General features: G+C 65.5%; 25 protein-coding genes and 2 tRNA genes. 14 read left to right on the top strand and 13 right to left on the bottom strand.

Annotated features, from left to right (window positions below; all coding sequences use genetic code 11):
* Positions 1-6 precede the first annotated feature (6 nt).
* The 4 genes from RCO27_RS15010 to RCO27_RS14995 form a co-directional block, all read right to left on the bottom strand.
* Entirely contained in the window at positions 7-249 is a 243-nt protein-coding gene (locus RCO27_RS15010; protein ID WP_309003510.1) for a GntR family transcriptional regulator, read from the bottom strand.
* Between the two features lie 258 nt (positions 250-507).
* Complete coding sequence (locus tag RCO27_RS15005) at positions 508-780, bottom strand: hypothetical protein (protein ID WP_309003509.1); 273 nt, start codon at positions 778-780, stop codon at positions 508-510.
* Positions 781-856: 76 nt separating this feature from the next.
* Positions 857-931: transfer RNA gene (locus RCO27_RS15000), tRNA-Gln, on the bottom strand.
* A 63-nt stretch (positions 932-994) separates the two neighbouring features.
* Complete coding sequence (locus tag RCO27_RS14995) at positions 995-2,092, bottom strand: branched-chain amino acid aminotransferase (RefSeq protein ID WP_309003508.1); 1,098 nt, start codon at positions 2,090-2,092, stop codon at positions 995-997.
* A gap of 277 nt (positions 2,093-2,369) precedes the next feature.
* Here RCO27_RS14995 and rplM point away from each other — a divergent pair, with 277 nt between their 5' ends.
* From rplM to RCO27_RS14955, 8 genes are all read left to right on the top strand, one after another.
* Positions 2,370-2,849 carry a 50S ribosomal protein L13 gene (rplM, locus tag RCO27_RS14990; RefSeq protein ID WP_309003507.1) on the top strand — a complete coding sequence of 160 codons (480 nt, stop codon included), beginning with the start codon at positions 2,370-2,372 and terminating at the stop codon, positions 2,847-2,849.
* Positions 2,850-3,485 (top strand): 30S ribosomal protein S9, encoded by a 636-nt coding sequence (gene rpsI / locus RCO27_RS14985; protein WP_309003506.1) that lies wholly within the window; start codon positions 2,850-2,852, stop codon positions 3,483-3,485.
* Positions 3,486-3,700: 215 nt separating this feature from the next.
* Positions 3,701-3,970, top strand: a complete 270-nt coding sequence (locus RCO27_RS14980) for a DUF6726 family protein (protein ID WP_309003505.1) — start codon at positions 3,701-3,703, stop codon at positions 3,968-3,970.
* A 42-nt stretch (positions 3,971-4,012) separates the two neighbouring features.
* A tRNA-Gly gene (locus RCO27_RS14975) sits at positions 4,013-4,086 on the top strand.
* Between the two features lie 640 nt (positions 4,087-4,726).
* Positions 4,727-5,857 (top strand): histidine kinase, encoded by a 1,131-nt coding sequence (locus RCO27_RS14970; protein WP_309003504.1) that lies wholly within the window; start codon positions 4,727-4,729, stop codon positions 5,855-5,857.
* Positions 5,854-6,654, top strand: a complete 801-nt coding sequence (locus RCO27_RS14965; RefSeq protein ID WP_309003503.1) for a LytTR family DNA-binding domain-containing protein — start codon at positions 5,854-5,856, stop codon at positions 6,652-6,654. Before RCO27_RS14970 ends, RCO27_RS14965 begins: the two co-directional genes overlap by 4 nt.
* 79 nt (positions 6,655-6,733) lie before the next feature.
* Entirely contained in the window at positions 6,734-7,162 is a 429-nt protein-coding gene (locus RCO27_RS14960) for a hypothetical protein (protein WP_309003502.1), read from the top strand.
* Positions 7,163-7,379: 217 nt separating this feature from the next.
* Positions 7,380-10,304, top strand: a complete 2,925-nt coding sequence (locus tag RCO27_RS14955; RefSeq protein WP_309003501.1) for a TonB-dependent receptor domain-containing protein — start codon at positions 7,380-7,382, stop codon at positions 10,302-10,304.
* Here RCO27_RS14955 and RCO27_RS14950 read toward each other — a convergent pair.
* The 4 genes from RCO27_RS14950 to RCO27_RS14935 all read right to left on the bottom strand — a co-directional run bounded on the left by RCO27_RS14950 (position 10,253) and on the right by RCO27_RS14935 (position 13,374).
* Positions 10,253-10,876 carry a PadR family transcriptional regulator gene (locus RCO27_RS14950; protein WP_309003500.1) on the bottom strand — a complete coding sequence of 208 codons (624 nt, stop codon included), beginning with the start codon at positions 10,874-10,876 and terminating at the stop codon, positions 10,253-10,255. The two genes, RCO27_RS14955 and RCO27_RS14950, sit on opposite strands and share 52 nt — an antisense overlap.
* A gap of 84 nt (positions 10,877-10,960) precedes the next feature.
* The gene (locus RCO27_RS14945) at positions 10,961-11,371 is read right to left on the bottom strand and encodes a low affinity iron permease family protein (protein WP_309003499.1); all 411 of its coding nucleotides are present in this window, start codon (positions 11,369-11,371) and stop codon (positions 10,961-10,963) included.
* Between the two features lie 68 nt (positions 11,372-11,439).
* Entirely contained in the window at positions 11,440-12,609 is a 1,170-nt protein-coding gene (locus tag RCO27_RS14940; RefSeq protein ID WP_309003498.1) for a glycosyl transferase-like UDP-glucuronosyltransferase, read from the bottom strand.
* A 6-nt stretch (positions 12,610-12,615) separates the two neighbouring features.
* Complete coding sequence (locus tag RCO27_RS14935) at positions 12,616-13,374, bottom strand: molybdopterin-binding protein (RefSeq protein ID WP_309003497.1); 759 nt, start codon at positions 13,372-13,374, stop codon at positions 12,616-12,618.
* Between the two features lie 174 nt (positions 13,375-13,548).
* Here RCO27_RS14935 and RCO27_RS14930 point away from each other — a divergent pair, with 174 nt between their 5' ends.
* Genes RCO27_RS14930 through RCO27_RS14920 form a run of 3 tightly spaced genes read left to right on the top strand, consistent with a single transcriptional unit; the run spans position 13,549 to position 15,390 of the window.
* Positions 13,549-13,944, top strand: coding sequence for a hypothetical protein (locus RCO27_RS14930; RefSeq protein WP_309003496.1), 396 nt, complete (start codon positions 13,549-13,551; stop codon positions 13,942-13,944).
* 43 nt (positions 13,945-13,987) lie between these two features.
* Positions 13,988-14,818, top strand: a complete 831-nt coding sequence (gene map / locus RCO27_RS14925) for a type I methionyl aminopeptidase (protein WP_309003495.1) — start codon at positions 13,988-13,990, stop codon at positions 14,816-14,818.
* A complete protein-coding gene (locus tag RCO27_RS14920; RefSeq protein ID WP_309003494.1) occupies positions 14,818-15,390 on the top strand; it encodes a hypothetical protein in 573 nt (190 codons plus the stop codon). The genes map and RCO27_RS14920 overlap by 1 nt, the downstream gene beginning before the upstream one ends.
* A 21-nt stretch (positions 15,391-15,411) precedes the next feature.
* Here the strand turns inward: RCO27_RS14920 and RCO27_RS14915 are convergent, their stop codons facing one another.
* Both RCO27_RS14915 and RCO27_RS14910 read right to left on the bottom strand, forming a co-directional pair.
* Positions 15,412-15,819 (bottom strand): hypothetical protein, encoded by a 408-nt coding sequence (locus tag RCO27_RS14915; protein WP_309003493.1) that lies wholly within the window; start codon positions 15,817-15,819, stop codon positions 15,412-15,414.
* A gap of 75 nt (positions 15,820-15,894) precedes the next feature.
* Positions 15,895-17,208 carry an HD-GYP domain-containing protein gene (locus RCO27_RS14910; RefSeq protein ID WP_309003492.1) on the bottom strand — a complete coding sequence of 438 codons (1,314 nt, stop codon included), beginning with the start codon at positions 17,206-17,208 and terminating at the stop codon, positions 15,895-15,897.
* Between the two features lie 144 nt (positions 17,209-17,352).
* Between RCO27_RS14910 and RCO27_RS14905 the strand changes: the two genes are divergently transcribed.
* From RCO27_RS14905 to glnA, 3 genes are all read left to right on the top strand, one after another.
* The gene (locus tag RCO27_RS14905) at positions 17,353-17,691 is read left to right on the top strand and encodes a P-II family nitrogen regulator (RefSeq protein ID WP_309003491.1); all 339 of its coding nucleotides are present in this window, start codon (positions 17,353-17,355) and stop codon (positions 17,689-17,691) included.
* Between the two features lie 21 nt (positions 17,692-17,712).
* A complete protein-coding gene (locus RCO27_RS14900; protein WP_309003490.1) occupies positions 17,713-17,922 on the top strand; it encodes a transcriptional regulator in 210 nt (69 codons plus the stop codon).
* Between the two features lie 145 nt (positions 17,923-18,067).
* Positions 18,068-19,480 (top strand): type I glutamate--ammonia ligase, encoded by a 1,413-nt coding sequence (glnA, locus tag RCO27_RS14895; RefSeq protein WP_309003489.1) that lies wholly within the window; start codon positions 18,068-18,070, stop codon positions 19,478-19,480.
* On the opposite strand, the gene RCO27_RS14890 is transcribed toward glnA, so the two are convergent.
* The 3 genes from RCO27_RS14890 to RCO27_RS14880 are packed head-to-tail and all read right to left on the bottom strand — an operon-like array spanning position 19,468 to position 22,686.
* Positions 19,468-21,033, bottom strand: a complete 1,566-nt coding sequence (locus RCO27_RS14890) for a hypothetical protein (RefSeq protein ID WP_309003488.1) — start codon at positions 21,031-21,033, stop codon at positions 19,468-19,470. The two genes, glnA and RCO27_RS14890, sit on opposite strands and share 13 nt — an antisense overlap.
* Before the next feature lie 26 nt (positions 21,034-21,059).
* Positions 21,060-22,562: a class I SAM-dependent methyltransferase gene (locus tag RCO27_RS14885; protein ID WP_309003487.1), complete on the bottom strand. Its 1,503-nt coding sequence runs from the start codon at positions 22,560-22,562 to the stop codon at positions 21,060-21,062.
* The gene (locus RCO27_RS14880) at positions 22,456-22,686 is read right to left on the bottom strand and encodes a hypothetical protein (RefSeq protein ID WP_309003486.1); all 231 of its coding nucleotides are present in this window, start codon (positions 22,684-22,686) and stop codon (positions 22,456-22,458) included. Before RCO27_RS14880 ends, RCO27_RS14885 begins: the two co-directional genes overlap by 107 nt.
* Positions 22,687-22,751: the final 65 nt, after the last annotated feature.

Raw genomic sequence — 22,751 nt, 5'->3', positions numbered from 1 at the left:
CGCAGATCAGGCTTTCCTCCTGCACATGACGCACGTGCGGAGTGGCAAGAAGCCATGCCTCCTGCTGCTCGCGACCAGCCGCTCGCCGACGAGACGGGCGAGGGCCTCGCGCACCGGCGTCGGGCTCACGCGATAGACGCGTGCGGTTTCATCGACCCGGATCTGCGCCGCAGGCGCGAGTTCCGCTCTCGCCAGGGCGCCGCGCAAGCCGCGATAGATGCGTGAGTAGGTGTTCTCGTCGCCCCGCATGATGGACCCATTGGCAAGCGGGCCGATCATGGCGCGCGGCCGCCGGCGGCGCAGCTATCGCTGCCTGACGCGCGCGAAATCCAGCGCCCTCCCCGCCATTCCGGCGCAAACGCGGCGAGCCATGTCGAGACTGCCTGTGGACGATGCGCGGAGTCGGCAGGTTGTAGCAATTCAGCGATCAGAATTTTAGGCGGGAAAAGTTGCGACAAGGGTCTTGGCGGATAGCCAAGTAAAATCGGACAGTCGCTGCGAGGGGTTTCAAAGTCGTACGCTTCCGAGCCTGACGGGAATCTTGTGGACGAATGGTTTGAGCGGCTTGAGGTGTTTTGGCGTCCAGTTCGGGTGACCGCTCTTAATGACCACCTCGCACGCGGAGATCAGCGTCTCGATCTCCCACAACCGCTCACGCAGCGTCGGTAGCTGAGCGATCAACCCTTCGGCCTTCTCAAGCTCCTCTTTCCTAAGCTCGTATTCGCCGAGGAGATGCGTGATCTTGCTCTCCAAAGCGGCTTTGCGATTGGTCCTGCCCATGCCGGGCGAACTACCAATCCAGCCACGGTAGGGTCGAGTGGCGTAAGGGTGCGTTTGCTGGAATAGGCCGTAGACTTGGCTGGGGCGGCAGGATTCGAACCTGCGAATGCCGGTACCAAAAACCGGTGCCTTACCACTTGGCGACGCCCCAGCGCCGAAGGGCGGCCTTATAGCCGCCCGGACGCGGGTGGGAAGGGGGTTGCCTTCCGTCCGGTCAGGCGATCTCCTCGACCCAGCCATAGGGATCGGGCGCGGTGCCGCGCTGGATCGCGACCAGGCTTTCGCGGATGCGCTGCGTCAACGGCCCGATCGACTGGCCGCCGATGGTGAAGCCGCCCTCGGCGCCCCTTACGCTGCCGATCGGGGTCACCACCGCCGCGGTGCCGCAGGCGAAGGCCTCGGTCAGCCGGCCGCTGGTCGCGTCAGCCTGCCATTGCTCGATCGAATAGGGCGCCTCGCGCACGGTGATCCCCTGGTCGGCGGCGAGCCGAAGGATCGAATCGCGGGTGATGCCGGGCAGGATCGTGCCGGTGAGCGGCGGCGTCACCATCGAGCCGTCGTCGAACACGAAGAAGATGTTCATGCCGCCCAGCTCCTCGACCCAGCGGCGCTCGACCGCGTCGAGGAAGACGACCTGGTCGCAGCCGTGGCGGATCGCCTCGGCCTGCGCGATCAGGCTGGTGGCATAATTGCCGCCGCACTTGGCCGCGCCGGTCCCGCCCGGCGCCGCGCGGGTATATTCGCGGGTCACCCACAGCGACACGCTCGGCGCGCCCTTGAAATAGGCGCCGACCGACGAGGCCATGACGATGTAGAGATATTCGGCCGCCGGCTTGACCCCGAGGAACACCTCGCTCGCGAACATGAACGGGCGCAGATAGAGCGCGCCGTCCTCGCTGTCCGGAATCCAGGCCTTGTCGGTGCGGACCAGCGCGCGGATCGAGTCGAGGAAGATCTCCTCGGGCAGCTCGACCATCGCCATCCGCCGCGCGGACGCCTGGAAGCGACGGGCGTTCGCCTCCGGCCGGAACAGGGCCGCGCCGCCGTTCGGCCGGCGATAGGCCTTCATCCCCTCGAAGATTTCCTGGGCGTAGTGGAGGACCGAGGCGGCGGGGTCCATCGCCAGCGGCTGCCGCGCGGTGATCCGCGCATCGTGCCAGCCCTTGCCCTCGCTGTAGCGTACGATCGCCATGTGATCGGTGAACACCCGGCCGAAGCCGGGATCGATCAGCATCTTCGCGCGCTCGGCCTCGGCGACCGGATTCGCGCTGGGTTCGAACGCAAAGCTCTGCGTGGCAACGGTCAGCATCATTACCCCTCATCTGGCAAGTCGTGAGCGGTCCCCTGACAGCGGCGACTAGGCGGCGGGAACCGATCCGTCAAACCTGCTATGACCCACGAGGCGCGACGGCCTGCAATCCTCGGTCATACGGCCGTTTCGGTTCATTCCCTGCCATGGTATCATTTTACCTCTCGTGACTGCCCTGCTTTTCCTTGACTTTCGTGCCGTCCTCCGCCATCTGCCCGCCGTCCGCGCCGCTCCGTGAACGAGCGGCGCTGTTCATTTTTCACAGACGAGGTCCGGGCCCATGAAGGCGCTGATGAAGACCACCAAGTCGGCCAAGCCGCGCGAGGTGGAGAAGAAGTGGCATCTGATCGATGCCGACGGGCTGGTGGTCGGGCGGCTCGCCACGATCGTCGCCAACATCCTGCGCGGCAAGCACAAGCCGAGCTTCACCCCCCATGTCGATTGCGGTGATCATGTGATCATCATCAATGCCGGCAAGGTGAAGTTCACCGGCAAGAAGCTGGCCGACAAGGTCTACTACAAGCACACCGGCTATGCCGGCGGGATCAAGGAGATCACCGCGGGCAAGGTGCTGGAAGGCCGCTTCCCCGAACGCGTGCTCGAGAAGGCGGTGGAGCGCATGATCCCGCGTGGGCCCCTGGGCCGTGACCAGATGCGCGCGCTGCACCTCTATGCCAGCGCCGAGCATCCGCACGGCGGCCAGAACCCCGAAGTCCTCGATGTCGCGGCCATGAACCGCAAGAACAAGGTGGGCGCCTAAATGTCCGACAATCGCCAGTCCCTCTCCGATCTCGCCAAGCTGACCGAGACCGAAGCCGAAAAGCCCGTTGAGGCCGCAGCGCCCGAAGCCGAAGCCGAGGCTGCTCCAGCGGCTGAAGCTGCCCCCGCAGCCGAAGCGCCGGCGCGTGAAGGCCGTCGCCGTCGGGATGAGGAGGAGGTCAATAAGGACGGTGTCGACACCCAGGGCCCGCAGATCCAGGCCGTCCTGCGCGAGCAGCAGCTCGACAAGCAGGGCCGCGCCTATGCCACCGGTCGCCGCAAGGACGCGGTCGCCCGCGTCTGGCTGAAGCCGGGCACGGGCAAGATCACCGTCAACGGCCGCGATCAGGAGGTCTATTTCGCCCGCCCGACGCTGCGTCTCGTCATCAACCAGCCCTTCGGCGTCGCCGAGCGCGAGGGCCAGTATGACGTCGTCGCCACGGTCGTCGGCGGCGGCCTTTCCGGCCAGGCCGGCGCGGTGAAGCACGGCATTTCGCAGGCGCTGACCCGCTACGAGCCGGCGCTGCGCACCACGATCAAGCAGGCCGGCTTCCTCACCCGAGACAGCCGCGTGGTCGAGCGCAAGAAATACGGCCGCGCCAAGGCCCGCCGCAGCTTCCAGTTCTCGAAGCGCTAGGCGAAGCCAGCCGAGCGCAGCGACGCCGGCGCGACGCGACGCCGGAGCAGCGCGAAGAGCTGGCGCCGCCCGGCCGGCCGGCCGCGCAGCGGACAGGACCGACGTCACGGGATTTACTCCCGTGACGGCCCCTGGGAGGAAAAAAGGGCGGTCCGGTGCGAAATCGGGCCGCCCTTTCCTTTTGCTCGATCGAGATTGGAGCTAGGCTGACGATCATGCGCAGGTTGTTATTCCTCGCGGTCCTTCCGCTCGCCCTTTCCGGCTGCATCGTCCGCACGGCCGCGAACGTCGTGACCCTCCCCGTCCGCGCGGTCGGCGCCGGAGTGGATGCGGTGACGACCAGCCAGTCGGAGGCCGACGAGCGGCGCGGCCGCGAGCTGCGTCGGGAGGAGGAGCGGCTCGGCCGCATCGCCCGCCGCTGCGAACGCAACCCCGATCGCGAGGAATGCGCCGAATTGCAGCGCTACGGCCGGCCCGAGCGCTGACCCTCGACAAGGGGGCGGGGCTCTCCTAGATACCGGCGCGGCGCGGGTGTAGCTCAATGGCAGAGCAGAAGCTTCCCAAGCTTACGACGAGGGTTCGATTCCCTTCACCCGCTCCATAATCCATCATCTCTCTGATTCAGGCTGACGGCGTCCTTGGCGGCCGCTCGATCATCCCGTTCGGCCGCCTCCAAAGGACGCTTGCCGGCAAGCTCCTGTCCTTTTGCAGCAAGCCGGCGATTTTGGCCTGGCGAGGAGATTGGAGATGAACGGCAGGCGCTCGAGGTCGATCTTCGCCGGCAATCCGGGCACGGATTCCGGTTTCCCGCGCCCGCCCCAGGCGGTACCCGGCCGGACCCGCGCCGACGACATGTGCGGCAAAAGTGTCCAATCCACGCACGTCAGCGAGAAGCCGTTGGCGCCATCATGGCTGCGGTTGCCGGCGAACCAGCCCGCCTCCGGCTCAGACCCGCTTCCACGACGCCCCGGCCTTTACTGAAATCTGCGTCTGCCGGAACAAGAAGGGAGCGGGCGGCGCCCGCTCCCCAGTCCCGCCGCAGAGATCGAATCGAATGCTAGGGGAGATTCGTTGCCCTCCGCGGCTCCCGGACCAGATGCCCTGACGGCGCGGCGCCGCAAAGCGGCGACCCCTCGAACGCCCCGGTGCAGTGGATTGGAGCGCGAATGTGCGGGTGAACGTCGATTGGGAGAGGGTGAACGTCGCTCGACCTTCTCCGCCGGCTGGCCCATATTCGCCGGATGCCGGGATTGGTCATGGATTGGGTCGAGGAGGCGCCGCAGCGCGCCCCGCGGCGCGGGCTGCGCGCAGCCTTCCTCGGCAGGGGACTGACGCCCCGCACCCGCGCCATGCTCTGGCTGACGCTCCTGTTCTGGCTTTCCAACTTCCTCATCCTGTCCGCCGGCATCCTCGTCAGTGGAAACGGGCCTCTCGCGGCGCTCGTCGCGATGCGGGGGTTGCTGACGCTGTTCGGATTGTTCCTGTGCTACCTCCTGCATCGCGCGCTGGACCGGTGGTCCGGCCCGAGCTTCAGGAGCCGGGTTCTCCTGGCCGCACTGCTGGCGCCGGTCACGGCCGAAGTCTTCGCCTGGGCCGCCTATTTCGCGACCACTGCCGTCGACCCGTCCCGCATCGGCACCGGCTTCAGCTGGGCCGCGGTGATCAGCACCCTGTCCTACTGGACCTGGTTCTTCCTCGCCTGGGCAGGTCTCTACCTCGCGCTCGGCTACAGTTATGACGTCCAGGCGGAGCGGCTTCATTCGGCCGAGCTGCGCGCGCATGCGCAGGCGGCGCAGTTGCGCGCGCTCCACAACCAGGTGAACCCGCATTTCCTGTTCAACAGCCTCAATTCGATCTCCGCGCTGATCGTCGAGGAGCGCAATGTCGATGCGGAGCGGATGGTGACCAGGCTTGCCACCTTCTTCCGCCGCTCGCTGTCGATCGACCCGTTCGAGGACATCCCGCTCGAACGCGAGATCGACCTGCAGCGCGCCTATCTGGAGATCGAGCAGCTGCGCTATCCCGATCTCGTGCTTGCGATCGATTGCCCGCCCGCGCTCGCCCACGCCGCGGTCCCTGCCCTGATCCTCCAGCCGCTGGTCGAGAATGCGGTCAAATATGGCGTCGCCGCGTCCGCGCCGCCGGCCCGCATCGCGATCGCGGCGCACGCGGAGGACGGTCACCTGACCCTCGCCGTGAGCGACAGCGGGACGGCGCCGGCGGGTGCTGCAAAGGAGGGCACCGGCGTGGGCCTGAAGAATGTCCGCGAACGTCTGGCCCAGCGCTTCGGCGACCGGCAGTCGCTCGCCGCCGGCCGCACGCCGACGGGCTTCACCTGTACCCTCACCATGCCGCTCAGGATGCTGTCATGAGCGAACTTCGCGTTCTGGCCGTAGATGACGAAGTTCTGGCCCTCCGCCGCATCAAACGCGCGCTGGCCGATATCGAGGAGGTCGAGCTGGTCGGCGAGGCCGACGGCTGCCGCACCGCGATCGACCTTGTCAGGAAGTTGAAGCCGGACGTGATGCTGCTCGACATCCGGATGCGCGACGGCACCGGCTTCGATCTCGTCGAATCGCTCGCGGAAGACGAGCTTCCCGTCGTAATCTTCGTCTCCGCCTTCGATCATTATGCGGTACGCGCGTTCGAGACGAACGCCGCGGACTATGTGCTGAAGCCGCTGGAGACGGATCGTCTGCGCGCCGCCTTGTCACGGGCGCGCTTCCGGCTGGACGCGGAAAGCGCACACGAGCGTATGGCCGAGCTGCAGGCCGTCATCACCAGCCTGCGCGACGGGCTTCAGGGCGCGGAAGAGGGTCCGCGCTACGAGACCGAGCTCTGGATCAGGAAGTCGCTTGGCGGATATGTCCGCGTCGCGATCGACAATATCGACTGGGTGAGCAGCGAAGAGGACTATGTCCGAATCTACACCGAGGGGGGCTCCTTCCTGCTGCGCGGCTCGATCCGGACATTCGAGCAAAGGGTCGATCCCGGCAAGTTCACCCGCATCCACCGCCGGACATTGGTGCGCACCGCGGCAATCCGTGAGGTAAGGTCGCCGCGCCTCGGGGGCCTTGAGATCGTTCTGGCTGGTGGCGAGCATTTGAAAGCCGGCCGCGTCTACGCGCGACGGGTGAGATCCTTGTTCAACGGCGGCAGGGCGGACTGACACGACGTTCGGGCGGCCGGGCACGCCGCTTGTCCGCCATCGCGTTGCGCGATCCGGCTGGGCGATCAATCCTGATCGCATGCTTTTTCTCTGCCTTTGCTATTTCGAGGGAGATGCTCCCGCACGCGTCGGCAAGGCGTCCGGCCGGAACGACCGGAAGAACCGGCGACTATACGGCGCCGGCGCAATCATCATGGAAGGAGATATCGGCAGTCCGGATCTCGGCGTCGTGATCCGCGGGAGCGGCGACACGCTCGAATTTGCCGAAGGCCCGTTCCGCAAGGCAGACGCCCAGGTCGGCGCCTTCTTCCTCGTCCATGCCGGAACGATCGCCGAAGCCGCGGAGATCGTTTCCAATCATCCCTCGATTCATCGCCGTCGTCGGCGGGGCCGCGGCATCGAGGTGCGACCGATTGATGCCTATGACCTGCCCGGGCGACCGAATGGACGCGCCCATCAAGCAGCAAGTCGCCGGTCGCCATTTGGTTCTTATAGAACCTCTCTATAGCGCGCACCACCGCCACATCTCGGATATTCTCCTGTGGCGAGTTTGCCACAGCCGATTCATGAAGTACGAAACGTACCATATTTCACTTGTGAGACATCCACATCGGCTTAAACGATGCGCCGTCGCGGGCGCGTCGCAGCCCAGCCCGAATTCCGGGCGCGAATGCGACATCTTTGGGAGGACCAGAATGAGAAACGGCAAATTTGCAGTACGCACGATGCTTTTGGGCACCGCGGCGTCTCTCTTCGTCACCGCTGCGCCGGCATTCGCTCAGGATGCCCAACCACCGGTTTCTTCGGAACCGGAAACGGCGAGCGACGAGGGACAGGCGATCGTCATCACCGGCTCGCGCATCGCCCGGCGCGACCTCACCTCGACCAGCCCGGTCACGGTAGTGTCGAACGAGGAGTTCCGGCTCTCCGGTGCGGTCAACGTCGAGCAGGTGATCAATACGCTGCCGCAGGTCGTTCCGGGCTCGAGCGCCTTCTCGAACAACCCCGGCGGGGGTATTGCGACGCTCGATCTGCGCGGCCTCGGATCGCAGCGCAACCTCGTGCTGGTCAACGGCCGCCGCTACATCTTCTTCGACACGGCCCAGACGGTCGATCTCAACACGATCCCGCAGTTCCTGATCGACAGCGTCGACGTCGTCACCGGCGGCGCTTCGGCGGTCTACGGCTCGGACGCGGTCGCGGGCGTCATCAACTTCCGCCTGCGCAGCGACCTCGACGGCCTGCTCGCAGGCGCGCAGTACAGCATCACCGAGGAAGGCGACGGCGCCCGCTACAACGCCTATCTCGCCATGGGTACCCAGTTCGCCGACGGTCGCGGCAACATCACGATCTACGGCGAATATTTCAATCGCGGTCAGATCATGCAGGCTGACCGTCCCTGGGCCTTCTTCTCTTTTGGAGATGGCGCGGACGGTCTTATACCTTTGGGATCCGCCTCGGTCCCCCAAGGCCGTATCGTCGCCCCGGGCAGCATCCTGGTCGCCGGCGTCGCGCGACCGATCGCGGCCGGGACGAATTATGTCGGCCCGGTGGGAAGCAATCCCGGCGGCGCGTTCTTCTCGACGCCCGGGACCAGCATCCCCTATTGCGGCGCCCCCTGCTCGTACAACTATGCGCCGGCGAACTATTTGATGGTTCCGCAGGAGCGTTGGACGCTCGGCGGCTATGGCGAATATGAGATCGCCGACGGCATCACCGCCTATGCGGAGGTGAACTACATCAACAACCGCGTCCAGAACGAGCTGGCGGCGACGCCGATCACCCAGAATGTCGACTTCGAGCTGGCGGCGATCCAGCCGCTGGTCTCGGCCGCCGACTTCACCCAGCTCCAGCAGATCGCGACCAATCAGCAAGCGGCGATCGCGGCCGCGGCCGCCGCGGGCGCACCGAACCCTTTCGGGCCGTTCACTGCGGGCACGGCTTCATTCCCTGCGCTTCAGCCGGGTTTCGTGCGATTGAACGTGAACAGCCGCACCACCGGCCTCGCCTCGCGCAACGTCACCGACGACCGCAACGCCTTCCGCGTGCTGGCCGGCCTCAGGGGCAACATCACCGACTCGCTGACCTATGACGTCTACTACATGTACGCCAGAACCCGGAACGCATCGGTTCAGACCGGCAATATCTCCCGTTCGGCCTTCACCCGGCTCGCGGCGGACGGCACCTGCAACGTGTTCGGCGAGGCTCTGCTCAGCGCGGACTGCATCAACCAGATCTCGATCCTGGCGCAGAATCAGGACATCTCCGAGCTCCAGGTGGCGCAGGCCAGCATCTCCGGCCCGCTGTTCACCTTCGGGACCGCGACCGATCCGGTCGCCTTCGCCGCCGGCGTCGAATGGCGCAGCGTGAGCGGCCAGTTCATTCCGGACACCGCTTTGTCCTCGGGCGATGTCGTCGGCTTCAATGCCGGACAGGCGACTCAAGGCAGCTACGATGTCAAGGAGGTGTTCGCCGAGCTTCGCGTCCCGATCATCCAGGACAATTTCATCCATCGACTGGAGCTGAATGGCGCAGGCCGCTATTCCGACTATTCCCTCGGCGCCGTGGGCGGTGTGTGGACCTATGCGGGCGGCATCGAACTTGCGCCGATCCGGGACATCACCTTCCGCGGCCAGTATCAGCGCGCCATCCGCGCGCCGAACGTCGGCGAGCTGTTCGGCGGCCGAGCCATCGGTTTCCCGGCGGCGACTGACCCCTGCTCACTTGCAGCGGCGGCCACGAATCCGACGGTTCGTGCGCTGTGCGTGGCCACCGGAGTGCCCGATCCGCTCGTCGGCACCGCCGGCCTCCAGCCAAACGCCCAGGTCCCCGGCGTGTTTGGCGGCAATCCGAACCTGGAGGAGGAAGTCGCGGACACGTGGACTGCCGGCGCGGTGATCCGGCCGCGCTTCATCCCGCGGCTCAACATCACCATCGACTATTATGACATCAGGATCGAGAACGCGGTTGCGCCGGCGGCAGGCGGCGTGAACAACATTCTCAACCTGTGCTACAATGTCATTCAGGACGTTAACAGCGCGCTCTGCCAGGCAATCGGCCGCAATCCGTTGACCGGCGTGATCGAGGGCGGTGACTTCGTGGTCGAGGCAACCTTTGCCAACCTCGGCAGCTTCGACACCAGCGGCATTGATTTCCAGGTGGACTACAGCCTGCCGCTGAACTTCAGCCTGCTGAACGGTAGCAGCTCGCGGCTCAACTTCTTCTTCCTCGGCAACTACACGCGCACGGCAGACTTCACGCCGGTCGCCGGGCTCGACCAAGTGAACGAGGGAGCCGGCCGCTATGGCAACATCATCGGCAACCCGGTCGCCAAGTGGAAATGGTCGTCGCGCCTGTCCTGGATGGACGGACCGCTCACCACCAGCATTCGCTGGCGGCATCTCGGTGCGGTCCGCGACGACGACGATTCGACCGACTATATCGTCGAGAGGATCGGCGCCTACGATCTGTTCGACATTTCCTTCGCGTTCGAGGTGAACGACAATTTCACGGTCAATCTCGGCATCAACAACCTGTTCGACAAGGATCCGCCGTTGCTTGGCGACAACCAGGCGGAGGCGAACACCTTCCCGGAGGTTTACGACGTGCTCGGACGGGACTTCTTCATCTCGGCCAGCTTCCGCTTCTGAGGCGGTGGCCTCTTTCGGGCGGCGGATTTCGGTCCGCCGCCCTTTTCTTGGTCGTTCCCGCCCTTGACGATCCGCTGCAGCAGCCGGTCGAGCCAGTCCATCCGGCTGCGCAGCGCGCTCACCGCATTGTCGTGCACCGCCTCGTGGAACGGCACGGTGACGCTCCGGCCATATTCGTCGAGGACGCGCAGCTTGTCATGAAGCGCCGCCTTGGTATCGACGATCCAGGCGATCTGCTCGTCCCGGTCCAAGAGGTCGAGCGACTGGACCTTCGTCCGCAGCGGATCCTCGAGCAGCAAATGGGTCGGCCGGATGGTCTGGACCCACGCCTTGACGGCCGCCCGTCCCGCCGCGGTGCACAGCAGCACCTCGGCGCCGCGCGCATCGCCCTCCACTGGCCGCTTCTCGATCAGTCCCTGCATCTCCAGCCGCCGGATCATCGGATAGATCTTGCCCTTGCTGGTGTTGAAGTTGCTGACGGGTGACTCTTCGTAGATCCGGCTGATCTGATAGGCGGTCGCCGGCTGGGTCCGCAGCACGAGCGCCAGGAATGCGCCCTCGTTGTCCGTCAATTCGATCCGTTCGCGATTCAACCGATTGCCCCCAGCCGCGTGAATGGCCGACGTAGCAGCCCGCGTGATTTGGCGGCAAGCGCCTCAATAGCGCTCCAGCAGGCGATCGACCGACTCGTGCGCGCGCTTCTTGCCATTGGCGCGGCCGTCCGTTTCATCTTCGAGCGCGGCGCGGATTTCCTGGATCTGGGCATCGGTCAGATGCTCGATACCGATGAACTGGCCGCGCGCCGGATCGATCGCGCGCAGCAGCTCATCGAGCTTCGCCTGCATCGCCGCGGCGTCGCGATTCTGGCTGTTCTGGATCAGGAACACCATCAGGAAGGTGACGATGGTCGTCGTCGTGTTGATGACGAGCTGCCATGTGTCCGAGAAGCCGAACAGCGGCCCGGTCAGTACCCAGACCAGCACCAGCGCAAGGGCGATGACAAATGCAACCGGCTGTCCGGCGAACGACGCGATCCGACCCGCGAAAAAGGTAAACAAGCGATCCATACCGTCTCCGCACCGCAAAGCGCGTCCGGAAGCGGCTTGTTCCAGTCGAACAACGAATCCGCGGTGCCCTATCCGAGCGCCGCCACCGCCGCGACAACCGCCTCGTCATGATGGATTTGTCCGCGTTCGAGGAAACCGGGCGCTGCGGCCCGCGCGCGCGCCGCGATCGCATCGTCCTGATACACCCGCACAAGCGAATCGGCGAAAGCGCGAGGCTGGATCGTGGCCAGCGGCACATGCCCGCCCAGGCCGGCGCGAGCGAGGCCGAGACCGGTGGCGAGCTTTTCGAGATCGTAATGGCAGACCACCTGCGGCAAGCCCGCCGTCAAGCCGGCGCAGACGAAGCCATGGCCACCATGGGACAGTAGCAGCCGCGACCGCGCGGCGATCTCGGCAAAGGGCACCGGGTGCGGCTCGACGATGAACCCGAACGAGGTCACCGCGGCCTGGATGGCCGCATCGCCCATGGCGACATGGACACGGATCTTGAGTCCGCTCATCGCCAGACCGCTCCACAGGGGTGAATTCGCCGGGATCAATTCGGGGAGGTAGACGAACACCTCTTCCCCCTCACCCGCCCGGATCGAGCCATCGACCGATTCTGGAATCGCAATCGGCTCGCCGCGCTCGGCGGCATAGGGATCGAGCTCCGCGAAGGTCGCGGTAACCGATCGATCGGCAGCAAAGATCCCCGGCAGTGCCGCAAGCGGATCGTCGCCCAGCTCGGCAAGGCCGCGATTGACAATCGCCAGCAGCGCCTCCTGGTCGAGGCCCGAAACACCCTGCACGAGCGTCGGAAATGCGCGCATCGTCGCCGGCGGCAGGCTGAAGCCGTTGCCGACCGCGATTGCCGGCAGCCGCCCGCGTGCCGCCGGCAGCAGGAACGGCGCATAATCGGCAATGACCAGATCGGCCCGTGTCGCCGCCAGCAATTGCCGCCACGCCGCGATCATCGAGGTGACGATCAAGGCATCGTCGATGCCGATGCGCGCGAGGATATCGGCCAGCCCTGCCGGCGCGCCGCCGTGCCGCATCACGTTCCCAGCGAGCATCCGGGGCGACACCGGCGCTTGCCAGATCGCAATGTCGGACACCTGCTGCGCGTGCATGACGTCCAGCCGGCGCACCGCCAGCACCACCTCATGCCCATGTCCGCGCAGAAGCCGGCTGAGCCCGGCGAGATGGACGGCATGGCCGCGATTGGCGCCGAGCTCCCAGCCGATCAAGATGCGCGCCATGCGCGGCTAGAGCCCCTCTGGAGCGACGGCGCGGCCGGCCGCTTCGAGACGGGCGACCAGGTCGGCACGACAGTCTTCCAGCGCCAGCACATCGATGCTGCGTATGACGAAATTGGCGCCGGCTTTGCCGTCGCGGAAGAAAGGATAGGAGCCGATCTGACAGCCCGGATGATCGCCCTCCGTTTCACTCAGGATCGTGGCGACCTCGCTTTCCGGCGCCCAGCAACCGATCGTCCGTGAAAGCAGCGGACGGCCACCTTCGAGCCGTCCGGACAGCGCCTCGAGCATCAGCGCCGCGACATGGGGAATGCCGGCAAGGATGAAGATGTTGCCGAGGCGAATGCCGGGCGCGCCGGACATGTGGTTCTCGATCAGCTCGGCGCCGTCGGGCACCCGAGCCATGCGCAGACGTACCTCGGTCACGCCGCCGCGCGAGGCGTAGTAATCTTCGAGGACCGCGCGGGCGCGGGGATGGATCACGACGGGTACGTCGAGCGCGGCAGCGATCGCATCGACGGTGATGTCGTCATGAGTCGGGCCGATGCCGCCGGTGGTGAAGAGATAGTCATAGGTGCCACGCAACGCGTTCACCGCCTCGGCGATCCGGGTCATTTCGTCGGGGACGACCCGGACCTCGGCGAGCCGGATGCCCTGGATGTTGAGCCAGGTCGCGATCGGGGAAACGTTGCGGTCCTGGGTACGGCCCGAGAGGATCTCGTCGCCGATCACCAGAAGCCCCGCCGTCCAGATCCGCTCGCTTGCCATCTCACCGGCATAGACAGGAGCGAGGCTTCGTTAAAGCCGGGAACCGGGTTTGTGCCGGGTTCACGATAATCCTTCGCTAACCGTCTGCATGCCATAGCTGGCCGGCCGGATGCGTGTTCCGAACAGGGCGCACGCAGCCGGCGATGGTGCGAACCGGCTGTGGTGGAGTCTGGTTTGGGTATGGACGGTTGGACAAACGGGCTGCGCGCGATCATCGGCGGGGACGCCGATGATGACGATGATGCACGCGACCGTCGCCGGGAGTCGCGGCACGATTTCTGCGGCCACAAGGTCATCATCCGCCAGCGTCGCACTCTCGGGATCCTCCACCTCAAGAACGTGTCGAGCCGGGGCGCCTGCGGGATCACCGATATGCCGGTTGCCGTCGGATCAATGGTATTCCTGGAGCTCAAGAAGCCGCATTTCTATGCGGCCGAGGTGCTGTGGGTGCGCAGCCTGACGATCGGCCTGCAGCTCGTCCGGCCGGTCAAGTCGGAAATGCTGGAAAAGCTGCACGCCACGCATCTTTCCGCCAGGGAAGAGCGAGAGCGGAAGGAAATGGCGCTCTAGCCCGGGAGTCGCCAAAGCGGTCCGCAGGGACTATATTCCGGCCATGACCGATCTATATACGCTCGACCGCGACGACACCGTCATCGGCCGCCACGGCAACATCAAGCTGCACGGGCCGGAAGGCTTTGCCGGGATGCGGGCCGCCGGCCTCTGCGCCGCCGAGATCCTCGATGCGCTGGTCCCGCATGTCGTCCCCGGCATCACCACCCAGGAGATCGACGACATCGTGTTCGCCGAGATGCGCGCCCGCCGCGCCATCCCCGCGACGCTCGGCTATCGCGGCTACACCAAGAGCTGCTGCACCTCGATCAATCATGTCGTGTGCCACGGCATCCCGTCGCCGGACCGATCCCTGAAGGACGGCGATATCGTCAACATCGACGTCACGCCGATCCTCGACGGCTGGCACGGCGATACCAGCCGCATGTATCTGGTCGGCGACGTGCCGCTGAAGGCCCGCAAGCTCGTGGACGTCACCTATGAGGCGATGATGCTGGGCATCGAACAGGCCCGCCCGGGCAATCATCTCGGCGACATTGCCCACGCCATTCAGAGCTTCGCCGAGAAGCATCGCTACGGCGTGGTGCGGGACTTTTGCGGGCACGGCCTGGGCCGAGTGTTCCATGACGCGCCGGAGGTCGTCCATGCCGGCCGCCCCGGCACCGGCCCGGAGCTCAGGCCCGGCATGTTCTTCACGATCGAGCCGATGATCAATATCGGCCGCGCCGACTGCAAGGTGCTCGACGACGGCTGGACCGCGGTGACGCGCGACCGCTCTCTCTCCGCCCAGTTCGAGCATTCGGTGGGCGTTACCGAGGACGGCTGCGAGATTTTCACCAGGAGTTCCACGGGGCTCGACAGGCCGCCCTACTGATGGTCCTCGAGCTGGTCAGCCCGAACGAACTCGGCCGGGCGCTCGGCATCGACGCCGGGTCACGGCCGCTCCCCGTCACCGCCCGCTCGCTGACCCCGGCCGAAGTGCGCGCGCCAGCCTGGCGCGAGATCGGCTGGATGGCGGCCGTCTATGTGCTGTTCGGAATCGCCTGTTTCGCGGTGATCGAGCTGGCCTCGACGAACCCGACCCTGGTCGTCCGGTTGCCGATCGTCGCCGGGGCCGCGGCACTGATCCTGCTCGTCATTGCCTGGCGCAAGCTCAGCCGCCACAGCGGCTATCGCGATCCGGGCATCATCGTCGAGGTCGACGAGGAGGCCGTTACCGTGGCCTGGCCGGAGGGCCGCGACATCCTGCCCTACGACCAGGTCGTCGTGCAGCGCATTCTTGCCCGCACGCCGCGCAACAGCGTCTATTTCGACGGGATCGTGCTGGAGACGGCGCAGGGTCCGCTCCAGCTCGGCGATCCAGCCTTCGCCGGCGGCAATGTCGCCGCCGGAGCGATCCTCAGGAAACTGGACGAACTGGAAACGGCGCCGGCCCGCGCCGCCTGACGCGGATCAGCGCCGATCCGTTCAGTTCGCGGCGCCGGTCTGGACGCGCCGATAGGGCACGAACTCGCCCAGGAAGACGACGCCCGTCATCATCCGCGAGCTGGTGTCGACCAGGCGCACCGTATCGATGCTGCACAGTCGTGAGCTGCCCCACAGCCGGGTCACCATCGTATCCCACCGGTCGAGCGACTCCGCGCCGGAGCGCGGCCGGTTCACGTAGACGACGCTGCCGGCGTCATACACGATCGCCGTATCATCGATGATGCGGCTGGACCGGACTCGGTTGAGATCGATGCAGTCGACCGGCTCGCCGGCGACGCGGCCTTGCACGGCACGCGCCAGCTCCGCTTCCGGATCGCGCGGCGCAGCCTGCGCCGGCAGGGCGGTCAACACCAGGGTGCCGGCAAGGACGGCAAGGAATTTGCGCATCTCAAGTTCTCCTCACACAAACCCCACAGGGGTAATGTGTAGATCGAATGGCCTGAACGCAAGCTGACCCTTCGGTCAGGATACGGCAGCACGCGGTGTGGCGCGGATCAACGCCGCCCAGTGCGAGTCCCAGGCGGCGAAGCCCCATTTGACCGGCTCTTCGCGCGAGGCGATGCTGTCCTCGTTGTCGCGCTGCAAATCGAGGTCGAAAGCCGGAATCCGGGCGCGGGCCTTGATGCAGTAGAAGATGCGCACCAGCGGCCGCATCGTGTCGCCTTCCGCCTGCTCGATGACGAGCGCCAGCCGGTTCGATTTCAGCCGGACGAGGCTGCCGACCGGATAGATGCCGACGCTGCGGATGAAGGCGGCCAGGACGGTGCCGTCGAAATGCCCCTCGGACTGGAACATCGCGGCAAGGGATTGGGCGGGTCCCACCGCCGCCTTGTACGGCCGCCGCGAGGTCACCGCATCATAGACGTCGCACACGGCCGCCATCCGGGCCTGAAGGCTGATCTCGTCGCCCTTGAGGCCGTGCGGATACCCCCCGCCATCCATCCGCTCATGATGATGCAGGCAGACATCGGCGACGACATCGGAATAGCCGCTCGCCCGAATTGCCTTGTGGCCGCGTTCGGGATGCTCACGGATCATTGCCACCTCGAAATCGGTGAGCGCGGCCGCCTTCTTCAGCACGTTGTCCGGCACCACGACTTTGCCGAAATCGTGCAGCAGGCCGGCAAGGCCCGCCTCACGCACCGCCGCTTCGTCATGGTCGAGCTGGCGGGCGAGGTTGACCATCAGCGCGCAGACCGAGATCGAATGGTAATAGGTATATTCGTCCTTTGAGCGCATCCGGCTGATGCTGACCAGCGCATGCGGGTTGCGATCGACCGAGGCAGTGATGTCCTCCACCACGGGCAGCGCCGTGGCGACGTCCGCCGCGCGGCCGAGCCGGACCTCGCTCAGCAGATGGGCGACGGTGCGCTTCGATCGCTCGATCGTCTCCGCGGCCCGATCGATCTCCTCGGCAACGCTGCACGGCTCCGACGGCGGGGCGGGGGCGGGTTTCACCGAGACCGCCACGCGACGAGGCGGCTTCGGCCGCGGCCGCTCAACCAGCCTCGGCTCCTCGGCCATCGCCGCTTCGCGCTGCACTTCCTGCCGCAGGAACTCGCTGCGCGCCGCCTGAACCGATGCGGCGGCGCTGCCCGCGCTCTTCGATTCGTCGACGACGACCCCGGCAATGCCGCTGTCCCTGATTGCCTGGAGATCGGCCGGATCGGTGAGCAGGAAGCGCGAGCGCCAGAACGGATGGTCGAACCACGGCCCTTCCAGGCTGTGGATGTACATGCCGAGCCGCACTTCCTCCTTACCAAGCCGTCTCAGCATCCATGCATCCCGCGCGATCGTTCGGAGTATTCTCCCCTTCGATGTAAGAACGGCAGATCGGAGCGAGGTTTTAAGAGCGCGCGAGCAAAGCGCTTGTCAGTTGCGACGATCGGATTATGCTGCAATGCAGCAGCGGAGATTCGCGTGAAGAAGATCGAGGCGATCATCAAGCCGTTCAAGCTGGACGAGGTGAAGGAGGCGCTGCACGAGGTCGGCGTCTCCGGCATCACCGTGACCGAGGCGAAGGGCTTCGGCCGGCAGAAGGGGCACACCGAGCTCTATCGCGGCGCCGAATATGTCGTCGATTTCCTGCCGAAGATGAAGCTGGAGGTGGTCGTCGATGACGGTCTTGCCGAGCGGGTCGTCGAGGCGATCGCCAACGCGGCGCGGACGGGCCGGATCGGCGACGGCAAGATCTTCGTCACCACGGTCGAGGAAGCGTTGAGGATCCGCACGGGTGAACGCGGTTCGGACGCGATCTGACCTTTTGCGCGGGGACTGTTGATGGACGATCCCCGCCTTGCCTCGATGTCACCGCAGGAGCTGCGACTGGCCATGCAGACCTTGGGCTACCGCACGCAGACCGACGTCGCCAATGCGATCGGGGTCAGCCGCTCGGCGGTCAGCCTGTGGCTCGACGGCAAGGTCGGCGTGCCGCGGCCCGTCGCGATGCTGCTGCGCATGTTGATCGCGGCGCAGCGGCGGCAGTTCTGACGTGAAATGTTCGCGTGAAATATTCACCCGGGACGGGCCGATGCTGGACGAACGGCAGCCCGGACCCGCATGAAGAAATTGTGCACTGCGGTGATTCTCGCAGGTGCGAACGAATCTCAACCGGCTTCACAGGGGCTAGGGTCACATGGCGAACGACGCAGGCAAGATTCTCAAGAGCATCAAGGACGGCGAGATCGAATGGGTCGATCTCCGCTTCACCGATCCCAAGGGCAAGTGGCAGCACCTCACCATGTGCGCCGGACTGCTCGACGAGGACCAGCTCAGCGACGGCCTGATGTTCGACGGCTCGTCGATCGCCGGGTGGAAGGCCATCAATGAGTCCGACATGATCCTGAAGCCGGACCTCGACGCCTGGTATACCGATCCGTTCAGCGCCACCCCGATGGGCATCCTCGTGTGCGACATCGTCGAACCGGGCACCGGCGAGCTCTACGCCCGCGACCCCCGCTCGACCGCCAAGCGAGCGGAGGCTTACCTCAAGGCCACCGGCATCGGCGACACCATCTATGTCGGCCCCGAAGCCGAGTTCTTCATGTTCGACGACGTCCGGTTCGAGGACGGCTACAACGCCTCCTCCTTCCAGATCGACGACATCGAGCTGCCGACCAACACCGCGACCAAATACGAGAACGGCAATCTCGGCCACCGGCCGCGCGCCAAGGGCGGCTATTTCCCGGTCGCGCCGGTCGACAGCGCCGTCGACATCCGCGCCGAGATGGTCTCGACGATGATCGAGATGGGCCTGCCCATGGACAAGCATCATCACGAGGTCGCCGCCGCCCAGCACGAGCTCGGCCTCACCTTCGGCACTTTGGTCGAGACCGCCGACCGGATGCAGATCTACAAGTACGTCGTGCACCAGGTCGCCCACGCCTATGGCAAGACCGCGACCTTCATGCCGAAGCCGATCAAGGCCGATAACGGCTCGGGCATGCACACCCACATGTCGATCTGGAAGGGCGGCAAGCCGCTCTTCGCCGGCAACGGCTATGCGGGCCTCAGCGAGACCTGCCTCTACTTCATCGGTGGCGTCATCAAGCACGCCAAGGCGCTGAACGCCTTCACCAACCCGACGACGAACAGCTACAAGCGGCTCGTTCCGGGTTTCGAGGCGCCGGTGCTGCTCGCTTATTCGAGCCGCAACCGCTCGGCGTCCTGCCGCATCCCCTATGGCTCCGGCGAGAAGGCGAAGCGCGTCGAGTTCCGCTTCCCGGACGCGATGGCCAATCCCTATCTCGCTTATTCGGCACTGCTGATGGCGGGCCTCGACGGCATCCAGAACCGCATCCATCCGGGCGATCCGATCGACAAGAACCTCTACGATCTGCCGCCGCAGGAGCTGGCCGAGGTCCCGACCGTCTGCGGTTCGCTGCGCGAGGCGCTGCTCGCGCTGCATCACGACCACGAGTTCCTGACCAAGGGCGACGTGTTCAGTGTCGACCAGATCGAGGCCTATGCGGAACTGAAGTGGGAAGAGCAGCTGCGCTGGGAGACCACGCCGAGCCCGGTCGAATACGACATGTACTATTCGGCTTGAGGTGTCGCGCTGACCGGGGGATGAGCCGGCGGCTCGTCCCCTTCCAACCGGCTCTCGACATTGCGGAAGCGATAGAGCGCATCATCGCCCTCGAACACGAAATGATGATCCGGCGGATCCGGCCGGTTGCCACCGAAATAGGCGCGCAGGATCGCCGGATAAATGTCCACTGGGCTCTCCGGCATATCCAGAGGGCGGCGATCCGCAGGCCGAACCGCCATCAGGATTCCCATCTTCTCGCGCAGCCGCGCCGAGTCCAGCTCCGCCCAGTCCACGGAAACTGGATCGCGGCCGATGAATCTCTCGTCGCCAATGTGCGGCGCCGGCCAAGGGCCTTCGTCGGCGTGGATGACGATCACCGCCGGCCGCGGGCCCGCGCGGATCGCATCAATCAACCGCAAGGCCTCCTGATTCACATATTCGAGTTGGTCGATATAATTGTCACGTCTCGTAGCCGCGCTCGCCGATGCCAGTGATCGGCATGACCCATCGGAGTTGAGCACGAATGGCGGATGCGGCACCAGAAAATGCGCGAAGACATATTTCCGACTGTTCTCGCTCGCCAGCGCGCGCAACGCGGCGAACTTGCTCACCGCGCGCCGGCATTGGTCGGCGCGCGTATCGCCGAATGGTAGTCCTGCCTCCCGCAGCACGAAGCCCAACGCCGACCCATCGAGCAAGACCCGGGCGAGTTCCGGAAAGGCTCGATAGTTGACGTTGCGATCGGCCAGTGCGCTCCGCCGCGTCGGATTCCACCAGGATCCGGCGAACACGGTTTCATAGTTCTGCACTTGGAAGAAGCGCAGTGCCTGATTGCCGGTCATCGCGCGATAAAGCGGCACCCAATCGTTTTGCCCGGCGCCATCTCGGGCCAAGCCATCGAGATAATCGCCGTTCAGCGCCGAGGCGAGCGAATGAGCGGTACGCTGATAGTTCGCATAATTATCCTCGCCGGCGGCGAAGCCACGGACACGCAGTGCCTCCAGAAACGGCCGGTTGTCATAGTCATAGGCGCGCCGCAGCGTCTCGCTGGCGGCATAGCGATCGAACACGATGTGCCAGACGTCCGGACTGTCCGGATTGGCTTGTCCAGCAAAGGGCGCGAATGCCGCTTGTGGATCCGGCCGCCCGGCCTCCGCCCGGACCTGCTTGATCGTCGCGGCGCCGGTCATACCTACGGCCACCGATACCAGCAGCAGGTTGATCTTGCGATTGATCACGGCGGCCGCTTCAGCGTCCCGCGGCACGCGGCGCGCTATCAGCAATGCGACGACCGCTCCGGCGACGAGAAGCAGCGCCTGCACCATCGCGGATGAGCTCATCGCCGTGATCGGCGCCGGAAGATAGAGGCAGTAGAGAGCGACGATGCCGCTCATCAGGCCGGCGCCGGCCCAGCTCCGCGCGACCGGCCGCGACAGGATCGTGACCATCGCGGCGATGGCCAGCATCGCCGCGATGGTCGGCACGGCATCCTCGTAGGGAAGCCGGTTCATATTCGGGAACCAATGCGTCAGCGTCGCGATCAGGGCGATCGCGCCGCCCGCCAGGGGCAACCGACCCAGCCCTCGTCTCGACTCGCTCAACCCCGGTGCCGACGATCGTAGGCCACCATCAGCCGACCGCCTTCGCCGAGCCGACGCTTCTCGGTGATCGCGCCGCGTGCGGAAACGTGGGCGAGAAATGCCTCTTCGCTATAGTCCGGAAAAATGTCCGGCCGGCCGCGCAGCAACTCGGTCACCATCGGATCACCCTTCGACGGGAATTCGATGACCCCCGCAGGCGCCATCCCCATAAGCCAGTCGACGGCCATATCGAGAGGCACGTTGCGCGCAATGGCCAGGTGATGGATGATCGCGAGCGCGAGGAGGGCGTCCGCCCCGCCCCGATCGCCAAGACTCTTACGCTCGGCGCCCGCCCAGCCCTGAGACGGGCTGGGATTGGTCGCGTCGAGCCACAGCGGAAGCACACGCCCGCCGTCGGCGTCGAAGCGCGCGAAAGCGTGTTCCAGTGCGCCGAAATCGAAGTCGAAACCAACCACCGAGCGGGCGCCGCTGTCCAGCGCGGTGCGGCTGAAATCGCCGCTGTTGCAGCCGAGATCGAAGAGCAGGTCCGGCTTGAGCGTAGCGATCTGCCGGGCGACGAAGTCGTGTTTCGCGGCGCGCTGCGCCTCACCGTAGCTGTTGCAGCCGGCATAATCCGACCAGATCGTCTTCTGACCAGGAAGATCGAGCCCGGCGATGTAGCTCCGCAGCGTCGTCAGAATGGCGACCAGATTCTTCTTCGGCAATGTGACAGCGCGCGGGGCCTTGTCATCAAGTCCCTGCGCGATCCTGCGCTTGTGCACCATGCTCGGGCCAATGACGTGCGCAAGCACGGTGAAGGAGAGCTTGTCGCGCACCCGCATGAGCGGCGCCACGTCCTCGGGGGCCAAGCCCTCGCCGCTGCCGCGGAACCAGGCATTGGGCGCAAGGCCCCGCTTCGTCCACAGCAGCAGGGGATTGAGGAATTGCATGGCGAACTGGCGCTGTCCGGTCCACGGCGAGCCGTCGGCATAGTGTACCACCGAAAGGTGATCGATGAAGGTCGGGCGGGTGCCGTTGAACTGGATATTATAGGCCGTCGCGTCAGAAAGCGTGAAACCGTCGGCAAGCAATTCGAGATGGAAATCCAGATGCAGCAGGGCCGCGGCCTTCAGCGCCGAGAAGGTCCATTCATATGGATAGGATATGAAGTCGATCGGGGGGTGTTCGAGCAGGTAATAAGGTCGTTGCGCGCCCTCGCCTGCGAGACCCGGCTCCCGCTCTTCCATTGGCACCAACCGACCGCGCGCGATCGCCTTGGTGTAGACGCCGGCGGTACGGGCGCCTTCGAAATTGTCCAGCCCGGCGCCAAACACTGCGCGGAAGATGCGGCCGTCGGCGACGAGAATGCGGCCGGACGGATCCCTGAAGGATCCCGGATCGAATTTCATGGGATCAGGCCTTCTGGTTGTCGCCCGACGCCGGTGCCGAGGTCCGACCGCGACGGAAAAAGCCGGTGAAGCGCGCCCAGTAGACCTTGCCGAACAGCAGGGCGCTGGCAAAAACGCCGGTCACCGCCTGCAGAATGATGTTGATCGTCGCGGAGTCCAAATATGCCTGGGCGGGTGCGGTCACGAAGACCGAATAGATGACGATCGCAAAAGCGAAATCGGTGAAGCGCTTCATCGGAGCTTGTCCTTCTGTCCAGAGGCGCCGGTCTGCCGATCAATGGTTAATATGCCGTTGCGACA

This window comes from Sphingosinicella sp. LHD-64 (genome assembly GCF_031157375.1).
Lineage (GTDB): Bacteria > Pseudomonadota > Alphaproteobacteria > Sphingomonadales > Sphingomonadaceae > Allosphingosinicella.
This window is presented reverse-complemented; position numbering and strand designations above follow the sequence as displayed.

What these genes read in the sequence shown, in the direction of transcription:
- rpsI (WP_309003506.1), top strand. Translation starts at nt 2,850, where the DNA reads ATGTCCGACAATCGCCAGTCCCTCTCCGATCTCGCCAAGCTGACCGAG.
- RCO27_RS14880 (WP_309003486.1), bottom strand. Translation starts at nt 22,686, where the DNA reads ATGAAGCGCTTCACCGATTTCGCTTTTGCGATCGTCATCTATTCGGTC.
- RCO27_RS14945 (WP_309003499.1), bottom strand. Translation starts at nt 11,371, where the DNA reads ATGGATCGCTTGTTTACCTTTTTCGCGGGTCGGATCGCGTCGTTCGCC.
- RCO27_RS14940 (WP_309003498.1), bottom strand. Translation starts at nt 12,609, where the DNA reads ATGGCGCGCATCTTGATCGGCTGGGAGCTCGGCGCCAATCGCGGCCAT.
- RCO27_RS14955 (WP_309003501.1), top strand. Translation starts at nt 7,380, where the DNA reads ATGCTTTTGGGCACCGCGGCGTCTCTCTTCGTCACCGCTGCGCCGGCA.
- RCO27_RS14915 (WP_309003493.1), bottom strand. Translation starts at nt 15,819, where the DNA reads ATGCGCAAATTCCTTGCCGTCCTTGCCGGCACCCTGGTGTTGACCGCC.
- RCO27_RS14980 (WP_309003505.1), top strand. Translation starts at nt 3,701, where the DNA reads ATGCGCAGGTTGTTATTCCTCGCGGTCCTTCCGCTCGCCCTTTCCGGC.
- RCO27_RS14910 (WP_309003492.1), bottom strand. Translation starts at nt 17,208, where the DNA reads ATGCTGAGACGGCTTGGTAAGGAGGAAGTGCGGCTCGGCATGTACATC.
- RCO27_RS14970 (WP_309003504.1), top strand. Translation starts at nt 4,727, where the DNA reads ATGCCGGGATTGGTCATGGATTGGGTCGAGGAGGCGCCGCAGCGCGCC.
- rplM (WP_309003507.1), top strand. Translation starts at nt 2,370, where the DNA reads ATGAAGGCGCTGATGAAGACCACCAAGTCGGCCAAGCCGCGCGAGGTG.
- RCO27_RS14935 (WP_309003497.1), bottom strand. Translation starts at nt 13,374, where the DNA reads ATGGCAAGCGAGCGGATCTGGACGGCGGGGCTTCTGGTGATCGGCGAC.
- RCO27_RS14900 (WP_309003490.1), top strand. Translation starts at nt 17,713, where the DNA reads ATGGACGATCCCCGCCTTGCCTCGATGTCACCGCAGGAGCTGCGACTG.
- RCO27_RS14995 (WP_309003508.1), bottom strand. Translation starts at nt 2,092, where the DNA reads ATGATGCTGACCGTTGCCACGCAGAGCTTTGCGTTCGAACCCAGCGCG.
- glnA (WP_309003489.1), top strand. Translation starts at nt 18,068, where the DNA reads ATGGCGAACGACGCAGGCAAGATTCTCAAGAGCATCAAGGACGGCGAG.
- RCO27_RS14960 (WP_309003502.1), top strand. Translation starts at nt 6,734, where the DNA reads ATGCTTTTTCTCTGCCTTTGCTATTTCGAGGGAGATGCTCCCGCACGC.
- RCO27_RS15005 (WP_309003509.1), bottom strand. Translation starts at nt 780, where the DNA reads ATGGGCAGGACCAATCGCAAAGCCGCTTTGGAGAGCAAGATCACGCAT.
- map (WP_309003495.1), top strand. Translation starts at nt 13,988, where the DNA reads ATGACCGATCTATATACGCTCGACCGCGACGACACCGTCATCGGCCGC.
- RCO27_RS14965 (WP_309003503.1), top strand. Translation starts at nt 5,854, where the DNA reads ATGAGCGAACTTCGCGTTCTGGCCGTAGATGACGAAGTTCTGGCCCTC.
- RCO27_RS14920 (WP_309003494.1), top strand. Translation starts at nt 14,818, where the DNA reads ATGGTCCTCGAGCTGGTCAGCCCGAACGAACTCGGCCGGGCGCTCGGC.
- RCO27_RS15010 (WP_309003510.1), bottom strand. Translation starts at nt 249, where the DNA reads ATGCGGGGCGACGAGAACACCTACTCACGCATCTATCGCGGCTTGCGC.